The organism is Streptomyces sp. NPDC001508, from assembly GCF_040298665.1.
Classification (GTDB): domain Bacteria; phylum Actinomycetota; class Actinomycetes; order Streptomycetales; family Streptomycetaceae; genus Streptomyces.
Genome location: NZ_JBEPAP010000118.1, coordinates 1 through 9,883, shown reverse-complemented (window position 1 = coordinate 9,883; position 9,883 = coordinate 1). Strand labels below are relative to the sequence as shown.

The window sequence follows — 9,883 nt, the reverse complement described above, 5'->3', positions numbered from 1 at the left end:
TCGTGACCCCTCCCTGGCTGCCCACCAGTTCCTGAAGGTAGGCGGCGTTGACCCCGCCCGACCCGATCTCCAGGACCTTCAAACCGGGCTCGCCGCCGCGACGGCCGCGGCGAGTGAGGCGGCGAGGACGGTGCGGCGGCCGAGCGGTTGCATACGGGGGCTCCTCAAGAAGATCGGCGTCCAGATCGTGGCGCCATCCTCCGGTGCCGCACCGCCCGCCGAAATCGTCGGCGGGGAGGGCTTGCGACCCCGGCACATCCCCGACGAACTCCCCTAGCGCCACGGCACGTTGTCGGGGTCGTCCCCTAGGGTGCCCCGGTCGCCGGAAGGACCCGGCGGCAGCGCGCCCTGCCGGGCCCCGCGGTCCCGCTTGGTCCACTTGATGCCGAGCAGGCCCACGCCGCGCCCACCTGTCCGCTCTGACGCCGCGTCCACGATCCGAGGGCGCTGTCCGCCCATGCAGCGGCCGCCGTTCAGGAGGGACACGGCGGCCACGAGCCGCCGGCGGCCGGGTGTCCGTGAAGAGGGGGGCGGTATCCGCCCGCGGAGGCTGGGTGTCGGCGAGGGGGCGGGCTGGTATCCGCCTGGGCTGGGTGTCCGTGATAGGGGGGCGGTATCTGCCCGGGGCGGCTGGGTGTCCGTGATGGGGCGGGCCGGCATCCGCCTCCAGAGGCCGGTTGTCCGTGACGGGGGGAGGCGGTATCCGCCCGGGGCGGCTGGGTGTCCGTGATGGCGCGGACCGGCATCCGCCTCGGGCGGCTGGGTGTCCGTGATGGGGGGGTCGGTATCCGTCCGGGGCGGCCCGGTGTCCGCGAGGGGGCGAGCCGGTATCCGGCTGCGGCGGCCCGGTGTCCGCGAGGGGGCGAGCCGGTATCCGGCTGCGGCGGCCCGGTGTCCGCGAGGGGGCGGTTCGGCAACCGCCCCCCGGCGGCCGGGTACTTGCCAGGCCGATCCGGGTGTCGCTGAGCGGGCCCCACCCCTCGCTCTGACCGCTGCGTCGCACGCCATGACCGGCTTCGCCCTCGGTGCTCGGCCCCTCGGGACGCCTACGACCACAGGGCCGTTGGGCCGTTTCTCCTGCCGGGGCGCCGGGACCGGCGGCTCCGGCTGTCGTCCACGCCGCACACCAGCAACACCGGCCGACCTCTCGTAGTCCGCTCCCGGCTCGCCCACGGGCATGCCCACCGGCCGGTTCGCCTGGCCGGTGCTCCGCGGGCCTTGGGGCACCGGCCGGCCCCGCCGCCCGGCCCGGCGGCCCTCGCCGACCGGACCCGACGGGCGGCCGGTGAACGCCGTTGGGCTCATAGCGTGTCGGGTGGTCCGGCAGCCATGATCCGGAAGATCATTGCGCTGATCGTCCACAGACCAACCACCGGCGTTCACCTGAGGAGCCCAGGATCCGCCATGGGCATGCCCGGTTTGGTTCAGGGTATGCCCTTCACTTTCGGAGCGATCAGGAAGGACGGCTGCTGATGCGGCCAACACTGCGGCCAACACTGCGGCGAAGACGGCAGGGTGGTGGATCCGGCGGGCAGCGGCTCGCGGGCGCCGCCTTGACCGCGCTCGTCCTGGTGGGCGGGAACCTGACGGTGGCGTACGCCGACACCGACTCGGACCGGCGTGCCACGGACAAGAAGGACCCGTCGAGCCAGAACGCGACGACCCTGCCCACCCTCACCCCCGGCGAGGGCTCGTACCTGGAGGGCACCCAGAAGGCCGCGGCCACGCCGACCCTGGCCGGCGACTCCGTGACGCGGCTCGCCGTCGACGGCAAGGCGATCGACGCCAAGAAGACGGTCGGGGTGTCCCGGCTGAGCTTCGACGTCGGCTCGAACTCGACGGAGGCCCGCTACCACAACCACGTGCTGGTCAACGGCGAATACCGCGCGGACATCGGCGACCTCGTCAACGAGCGCGGCACGATCGAGATCCCGAACGAACACCTCGTCAAGGGCGAGAACAAGATCCAGATCTTCGCCGGCACCGTCGAGACCTCCTGCGGCACCAACCACGACGACTTCGTGCTGTCGGACATCCAGCTGACCCTGCTCGGCGAGGTCGCGGACGGCGAGGAGAACGAGTACACATACTCCTTCGGCGACGGCAACTGCGGCTCCAACAGCGCGCTGCTGACGGAGGCGACGCTCAGCTTCTTCGTGCTCGGCGACCCGCAGGGCACCACCGGCCTGCAGGGCGAGTTGGACACCACGGAACTCGCCAACGGCGAGCACACCATCACCGCGACCACCGCCTCGCGCAAGACGGTGACCAACAAGGTGACCGTCAACAACGCCCCGGCGGGCGCCCCCCGGCTGCTGCCGAAGGACGGCACGCTGGTCAAGGGCGGGCAGTCGGTGTTCGCCGACTTCCCCGCGGGCGCCGACGCCCAGCTGTCCTCGCTGACCGTGGACGGCGACAAGCCGGTCTCCGCACCCCAGTTGGGCAACGGCGCGGCCACGTTCTCCTTCGACGTCGGCGCCAACTCGCTCGACGACAAGTACGACAACCACCTGCTGGTCAACGGCAAGCGGATCGACCTCGGCGGCACCTGGGCCGGCCAGCGGGTGGACATCGCGATCCCCGCGCGGTACCTGGTACCCGGTGACAACACGGTCAAGGTCGTCACCGGCCCGTACAAGGAGAGCTGCGGCAACAACCGCGACGACTTCGACATCTCCGGTCTGCGGCTCGCCCTGGACGGCGCCACCGTCACCGGCAAGGACATCGCCGCGTCCTATGCGATGGGCGACGGCGCCTGCGGCAGCGCCACCGACCGTCTGCCTGAGGCCGAACTCCACTACACGATCGACGCCCCGGCCGTCGCCGTCACCGACACGCTCGGCTCCGGCGACGCCACCCTCGGCTTCACCGTGGGCAGCAACTCGATCGAGGCCCGCTACCAGAACCACATCCTGGTCAACGGGCAAAAGCTCGTGCTGGACGCCGACTACGTCAGCCGGCACGTCGACCTGACCTTCCCCAACGAGTGGCTGGTGCCCGGCTGGAACACCGTCGACGTCGTCACCGGCACCTACGCCACCTCGTGCGGTGACAACCGGGACGACTTCGCGCTGTCCGGCATCACACTGACCCCCCTCGGCGGCACCGCCGAGGGCCGTATGGTCAAGGGCTCCTACAGCTTCGGCGACGGCAACTGCGGTGACAACGTCAACCCGCTGACCGAGGTCGACCTGGAGTTCTTCGTGGACGGCCCGGCCAAGGGCGTCCGCGCCGACCTCGACACCGCGAAGATCAAGGACGGGCGGCACACGCTGGCCGCCACCTCGAAGTCCGGCAGGACGGCCACCCGTGTCCTGGTCACCGACAACTCGGCGCCCGAGGTCGCGAGCAGCACCCCGAAGGCCGGTCAGCGGATCACCGCGTCGGTCGTGCTCGGCGTGCAGATGAAGGACTTCTCCGGCGTGGTGGACGGCCCGGACATCAAGCTCGACGGCAAGGCGGTCAAGGCCGGTGCCGAGATCGGGCCCGGCCTGTCCGCGGGGGCCACACGCTCTTTGTGACCGCCACCGACTCCCTGGGCAACACCGGCACCCGCGAGGTGGAGTTCACCTCAGCCGGCATCCCGGACACCCCCGCACAGCTGACCCCTGCGTCCGGCACCACCGACGCCGGCCGCAGTGTCACGCTGTCCGCGAAGGTGGCCGAGCCCGACGGCGGCGATGTGACCGCCACATTCTCCGAGGCCGAGATCCTCACCCCGAACCGGGTGTACCAGGGCACGGCCACCGCCGTCCCGACCACACTGAAGGTCAAGGGCGAGAAGAAGGTCAAGGCCGCGCATCTCGCACCCGCCGACGGCAGGACGCTCACCGCGCCGTCCTCCTCCGACGTCACCTTCCAGCGGTTCGACGTCCAGGTCAAGAGCCACGTCGACCAGCCGGTGCTGCGCTGGGAGGGCGTCATCGACCCCGAGCGCCTGGCCTCGCTGCGGGCGTGGAACAACGACACCGGCCAGTGGGACGTCGTGACCAGCGCCCGCGGCGCCGCCGAACGGGTCCTCCCCCGGCTCGGGCTCACCGAGATCGGCGGCTACCAGCCCGAGGACCAACTCCAGTTCGGTGCGAGCTTCTTCCGGCTGCTCCAGTTCGACGTGGCCCGCTCCGAGCTGACCGTCGACACCTACTCGCCGCTGCTCGACGAGTTCGGCGCCACCGAGTACGACACCGACCACCGCTACGACGGCACCGAGGACAACATGGTGCTGCCGATCGACCTCAACTCCCGCAAGACGACGTTCCGGACCGACTCGGTCGCGCTGTACGACCCGGTCGGCGTCGTCGGGCGCACGAAGGTCACATCCGGTGAGGTCGCCTCGGTGACCTGGCGGAACCTCAAGCCGGGCTCCACCACCCGGGACGACGCGACGTGCACGGCCCGCACCGTGGGCGCCGTGGACATCCGCGTCCGCGGCGCACGCCCCTACGCCGTACTCACCCTCGCCTTCATCTGCCCGGCAGGCGCCACCGGGCCGGTCACCGTCTCCAGCGCGCTGTTCCCCGACGCCGAGAGCTTCGTGCACAGCACGAGGACGATCGTGCACTACGACATCGACGGCGGGCGGGGCTCGCGGATCCTCACCGTCACCGACCCCTCCGTCACCGCCGCCGCGGCCCAGGGGCAGGAGTCCCACCAGGTCCGGGAGTTCTTCTGGCTGGGCACCGAGCACCTGCTGTTCGGCCTCGACCACATCCTCTTCCTGCTCTCGCTGCTCATCGGGGCGCGCGGTCTGCGGGACATCACGCTCACGGCGACCGCGTTCACCGCCGCGCACAGCATCACGTTCCTGCTGGCCGCGTGCGGCGTCGTGGATGTGCCCGCCCAACTGGTGGAGCCGGTGATCGCCGCGTCCATCGCCGTCGTCGCGATCGCCGCCTTCCGGCTGCGCGACCGCACGGACACCGCGCGCCGGCGACTGCCCATCGTCTTCGTCTTCGGTCTCGTGCACGGCCTCGGCTTCGCCGGGTCGCTGGGTATCGACGAACGCTGGTCCTGGGAACTGCTGTTGTCGCTCCTCAGCTTCAACGTCGGTATCGAGGCGGTGCAGTTGGGCATCATCCTCGTGGTGTTCCCGCTGCTGCTCCTGCTGCGCCGTTCACCGGTCCACCGCTGGGTGCTGCCGGCCCTGACCGCACCCATCGTGCTCGTCAGCCTCTACTGGCTCTGGGACCGGGTGGCGGTCAGCGCCTGACGCCCGCCGTCCCGAACAGTCGTGAGCCGTCCCCGCCGCGGGTAGCACTGAGTCACCACTGCACTCCACATGGTGCCGACCGTGCCGTGTGCCGACGATGACGATGGGGAGGCCGGGTGGACAGCTCGGGACCGGGAGACTTACGCGAGACGGTCACGCTGGGCGTCGAGGAGGAGTTTCTGCTCCTGGACCGCAAGGCGTACCGGCCCGTGGGGCGGGGCAGTCAGGTGCTGGAGGCCGGCCGCCGGCGGTTGCGGCCCGAACAGCTGGTGCCGGAGATCTCCCAGGCGATGGTGGAGACGGTCAGCGGTGTGTGCGGCACCGGGGACCAGCTCCGCGGGGAACTCGTGCGGCTGCGCGGGGCCGCCGCATGGGCCGCGGGGGAAGCGGAGTGTCTGCTGCTCGCCTCGGGAACCTCGCCGATCGGGCGGACCGGACCGGGGGGTGAGGACGATCCTCCGGAGGTACCGCCGCTGCGCGAACAGCCGCGGTACCGGCGCATCCTGGAGCGTTTCGGGCCGCTCGTACGCGACCAGGGCGTATGTTCCTGTCATGTACATGTAGGAGTGCCGGATGTGGCCACCGCCGTCGCGGTCGTCAACCATCTGCGCCCCTGGCTGCCGCTGCTGCTCGCGCTGACCGCCAACTCGCCCTACTGGAACGGCGCCGACACCGGATACGCGAGCTGGCGCACCATGCTCTGGCGCCGATGGCCCACGGCCGGGCCGCCCCCCGTGCTGCGCTCGGCCGAACACTACGAGGAGGTCGTCCGGTCCCTCGTGGCCAGCGGTGCGGCCCTGGACCCGGGGATGGTCTACTGGTATGCCCGCCCTTCGCGGCATGTACCGACCGTCGAGGTCCGCGTCGCCGACGTACTGCCGACCGTGGCCGAGACGGTGGCCTACGCGCTGGTGGTGCGGGCCGTGGTGGTACGCGCCCGCGCCGCGGTCCGTGCGGGCGTCCTCCCGCCGCGGGTGGAGCAGGACGTGCTCGTCGCCGCCTGCTGGCAGGCGGCGCACGAAGGGGTCACCGGAGCACTGCTGGACCTCATCGGGGGCTCGGCCCCCGCGGCCACCCCGGTCGTGCGGCAGATGGAGACGGCGCGCCGCCTGCTCGGGCCCCATCTGCCGGACCCCGGCGAACGGGCGCTGGTGAACGCCTGGCTGGACCGGCTCGCCGACGAGGGCGGCGCCGCCGACCGCCAGCGGGCAGTGCACCGCGGCACCGGCCGCCTGGACGGGCTCGTCGACCACCTCACCCTCACCGACCCGGACCACACCCCCGAAACCCCGACCGATCCGGGCCATGTCCCCGAGACCCTGGCCGATTCGGGCCACGCCCCCGAAGCCCTGGCCGGTCCGGGCCATGTCCCCGAGACCGTGGCCGATTCGGGCCATGTCCCCGAAGCCCTCACCGGTCCGGACCACGCCCCCGAAGCGCTGGCCGGTCCGGGCCACGCCGCCGAAACCCCGGCCGGTCCGGGTCATGCCCCCGAGACCCTCACCGACCCGGACCACACCCCCGAAACCCCGGCCAATCCGGGCCATGCCCGCGAAACCCTGGCCGATTCGGGCCATGTCCCCGAAGCGCTGGCCGGTCCGGGCCACGCCGCCGAAACTCCGGCCGGTCCGGGCCATGTCCCCGAGACCCTGGCCGATTCGGGCCATGTCCCCGAAGCGCTGGCCGGTCCGGGCCACGCCCCCGAAACCCCGGCCGGTCCGGGCCATGCCCCCGGAGCGGACTGTGCTTCGTTCTTCCGTTCCGCGCCGTCCGCTTCCGAGCCGGAGGAGACGAGCTGACCGAGCGGGCGCCCCGTGCGGACCCGCGCTCACCCGCCGGGGCAGTTCCCGTCCGTGGCCCTCGCATGCCATCGGCCGACGGACATGGTCACGGTCACCGTGTCGGCGGACGGTGTGCCGATGCGGTGCGCCGCGGCGGCCGTACAGACCAGTTGCCGCGTCGCGAGGCGGGACAGCCTGTCGATGCCGCCGGGGAGCCGGACCGTGATCGTGTCGCCCTTCACCGACACGGTCGGGGTGTCCGCCGGGGTCTTCCCGGGTACGGCGAAGGCCCCGCCCGGTGCCGGGGGCACGGCGGCCGGTGCGCCGGGCACTTCGGTGGACAGGCTCCCGAGCCCTTCGGCGGGCGTCGGTCCGGCGAAGAGCAGTTCCACGGCCGCCCGGACGTCCCCGGGACTGGGGGTGGTGCGCGACACCGCGACGAGCGCCCCGTCCCGGACGAAGTACACCGGTGTCGCCGGTACGATCCCGCTCGCCGGACCGCCGGCCTGCACCACCCCGGTCGCGGGAATCCCGCAGGCGGTAAGCGCGAAGAGCGCCGGCGCGAGCAGCGGCACGAGCCGGCGGGTGGCCTTCATGTCCGGTTCTCCTCGGGCATGTCGTCCCGCCGCAGCGGGAGTTCCACGGTGAACAGGGCGCCGCCCGCCGGATGGTTCGCCGCGCGGACGGTGCCGGCGTGCATCCGGACGTTCTCGGCGGTGATCGACAGGCCGAGCCCGCTGCCCTCCGAGCGGGTCCTCGCGCCGTCCGACTTGTAGAACCGCTCGAAGACATGCGGCAGTACGTCGTCGGGGATGCCGGGCCCGCTGTCCCGTACCTCGATGACCGCGAGGCGCTCGGCCCCGGCGGTGTCGCGCGCGTGCAGGCGCACCCGCACCGGACGGGCGCCGTGCCCAAGGGCGTTGCCGACCAGATTGGCGACGACCACGTCGAGGCGGCGCGGATCGACGCGACCGCGCAGCGCGTCGGGCGGCGGCAGCTCCGTCTGTACCGACTCGGACCAGCCGCGGGCGGCGAGCGTACGCCGGACGGACTCGGCGAGATCGATCTCGTCCAGGTGCAGCACCGCAGCGCCCGCGTCGAACCGGGACATCTCCATCAAGTCGTCGACCAGGCAGGCGAGTTTCACGGTCTCCTCACTGATCAGCCGCACCGCGGTGGCCGTGTCCGGATCGAGACGGGCGGCGTCCTCGTCCAGCACGTCCGTGACCGCCGACATGGCGGCCAGCGGAGTGCGCAGTTCGTGCGAGACATCCGCGGCGAAGCGGCGGGCCCGGGCCTCCATCTCCCGCAACTCCGCCACCGACGCCTCCAGCGCGGCGGCCGTCTCGTTGAACGTGTGCGACAGATCGGCGAGTTCGTCGGAGCCGTTGACCGCGAGCCGCGTGTCGAGGCGGCCCTGGGCGATACTGCGGGTGGCCTGCCGCAGCGCCCGCACCGGCAGCAGCACACCACGGGCGGCCAGCAGGGCGAGCACCACGGCGAGGACGAGCGCCGGTACCAGGGCGCGCTCGACGGCGGTGACCAGGGCGTCGACGTACGCCTGCTCGGTGGTCTGCGGGACGACGAGGAACACCTGCACCCCGGACGACATCTCTCGCCCGTCCGGGGGGCCGAAGGTGACAGACATGCCCACGACCAGTGAGGTGCGCCCGTTGCTGCGCACCCGCTGGAAGACCGTGGCCCGGCTGGACCCGACGGCCCCCCGCACGGCCGGCGTCAGCTCCTCGAAGCGGTCGCCGGGGACGGAGGCCGCGCTCAACTCCCGGAACGCGACCAGCACACGCCAGTGGCCCTGCCCCTCGGCGGCCGCCACGTCGGACGCGAACCGCTGCAACGCCGACCGGTCGGGCGGAAAACCGAGCTCGGGGGCGCGCTGGCTCACCTGGGTCCGCAGCTGTCTGATCACGGCGTCCTGGCTCTGCTGGAGCACTCCGGTGCGCGCCTCCCGGAAGGTCAGGGCGCCCGTCGTGGTGGCGGCGACGGTGGCGACGAGCCCGAAGCCGACCACCAGGCGTGGCCGCAGACCGCGCAGCCGGGGCACCCTCACCGGGCGGCGAAGCGGTAGCCGAAACCGCGCACGGTATGGATGTAGCGGGGCGCGCGCGGCGGCTCGTCCAGCTTGGTGCGCAGTCGTTTGACACAGGCGTCCACCAGGCGGGCGTCGCCGTGGTAGTCGTGCTCCCAGACCGCCTCCAGCAACTGCTGCCGGCTGAACACCTGGCCGGGTGCGGCGGACAGGGTGAGCAGCAGCCGCCGCTCGGAGGGGGCGAGCGGGATCGGCACGCCGTTCAGGGTGACGGCGAGCCCGGCCCGGTCGACGGCCAGCTCCCCGTAGGTGTCGATCTTCGGCAGGGCGGGGTCGGCGGACGTCCCGCCGGCCCGGCGCAGTACGGCGCGGATGCGCGCGTCGAGCACCCGCGCCTGCACGGGCTTGACCACATAGTCGTCGGCGCCCGCCTCCAGCCCGACCACGATGTCCACCTCGTCGCCCCGCGCGGTCGCCATGATGATCGGCAGCGTCTGGTCGACGGCCCGTATGCCGCGGCACACCTCAAGACCCGGCATGCCGGGCAGCATCAGATCGAGGACGACGATGTCCGGCCGGAAGGACCGAAGCCGGTCCATCCCCTCCTCCCCGGTCCCGGCGGCGACGACATCATGGCTCTGCCTGCGCAGGGCCAGGGTGACGCCCTCGCGGACGGCGCGGTCGTCTTCGATCAGCAGTACACGTGGCATGGGCCCAGTATCGGTACGCCGTACGCCCGGCCGGAAAACTGTTACCGGGTTCCTTGCAGAAAGCCCCGGCGTTCACGCCGGGGATGAATGCATCTCAAGATTGCTCTGACGTGCACTTTTAGAGCGGACGTTTTTG

Annotated in this window: 8 protein-coding genes; 4 read left to right on the top strand and 4 right to left on the bottom strand. The window is 72.2% G+C overall.

The window, feature by feature from the left end; all coding sequences use genetic code 11:
• Positions 1–277: hypothetical protein (locus ABT245_RS45110; protein ID WP_351746784.1), on the top strand; the 277-nt coding region annotated here is incomplete at its 5' end.
• Here the strand turns inward: ABT245_RS45110 and ABT245_RS45105 are convergent.
• Positions 274–486, bottom strand: coding sequence for a hypothetical protein (locus ABT245_RS45105; RefSeq protein ID WP_351746782.1), 213 nt, complete (start codon positions 484–486; stop codon positions 274–276). The two genes, ABT245_RS45110 and ABT245_RS45105, sit on opposite strands and share 4 nt — an antisense overlap.
• A 1,067-nt stretch (positions 487–1,553) precedes the next feature.
• On the opposite strand from ABT245_RS45105, the gene ABT245_RS45100 reads away from it, so the two are divergent.
• The 3 genes from ABT245_RS45100 (at position 1,554) to ABT245_RS45090 (ending at position 7,008) form a co-directional block, all read left to right on the top strand.
• Entirely contained in the window at positions 1,554–3,521 is a 1,968-nt protein-coding gene (locus tag ABT245_RS45100; RefSeq protein ID WP_351746779.1) for a hypothetical protein, read from the top strand.
• Complete coding sequence (locus ABT245_RS45095) at positions 3,518–5,209, top strand: HupE/UreJ family protein (RefSeq protein ID WP_351746776.1); 1,692 nt, start codon at positions 3,518–3,520, stop codon at positions 5,207–5,209. The genes ABT245_RS45100 and ABT245_RS45095 overlap by 4 nt, the downstream gene beginning before the upstream one ends.
• A gap of 116 nt (positions 5,210–5,325) precedes the next feature.
• Positions 5,326–7,008 carry a glutamate--cysteine ligase gene (locus ABT245_RS45090; RefSeq protein WP_351746774.1) on the top strand — a complete coding sequence of 561 codons (1,683 nt, stop codon included), beginning with the start codon at positions 5,326–5,328 and terminating at the stop codon, positions 7,006–7,008.
• Between the two features lie 29 nt (positions 7,009–7,037).
• On the opposite strand, the gene ABT245_RS45085 is transcribed toward ABT245_RS45090, so the two are convergent.
• Genes ABT245_RS45085 through ABT245_RS45075 form a run of 3 tightly spaced genes read right to left on the bottom strand, consistent with a single transcriptional unit; the run spans position 7,038 to position 9,747 of the window.
• Positions 7,038–7,586 carry a hypothetical protein gene (locus ABT245_RS45085; protein WP_351746772.1) on the bottom strand — a complete coding sequence of 183 codons (549 nt, stop codon included), beginning with the start codon at positions 7,584–7,586 and terminating at the stop codon, positions 7,038–7,040.
• The gene (locus ABT245_RS45080; RefSeq protein ID WP_351746770.1) at positions 7,583–9,058 is read right to left on the bottom strand and encodes a sensor histidine kinase; all 1,476 of its coding nucleotides are present in this window, start codon (positions 9,056–9,058) and stop codon (positions 7,583–7,585) included. The genes ABT245_RS45085 and ABT245_RS45080 overlap by 4 nt, the downstream gene beginning before the upstream one ends.
• Entirely contained in the window at positions 9,055–9,747 is a 693-nt protein-coding gene (locus ABT245_RS45075) for a response regulator (RefSeq protein WP_351746768.1), read from the bottom strand. The genes ABT245_RS45080 and ABT245_RS45075 overlap by 4 nt, the downstream gene beginning before the upstream one ends.
• Between the last annotated feature and the right edge of the window lie 136 nt (positions 9,748–9,883).

Coding starts and splice junctions, on each gene's coding strand:
- ABT245_RS45085 (WP_351746772.1), bottom strand. CDS start 7,586: ATGAAGGCCACCCGCCGGCTCGTGCCGCTGCTCGCGCCGGCGCTCTTC.
- ABT245_RS45075 (WP_351746768.1), bottom strand. CDS start 9,747: ATGCCACGTGTACTGCTGATCGAAGACGACCGCGCCGTCCGCGAGGGC.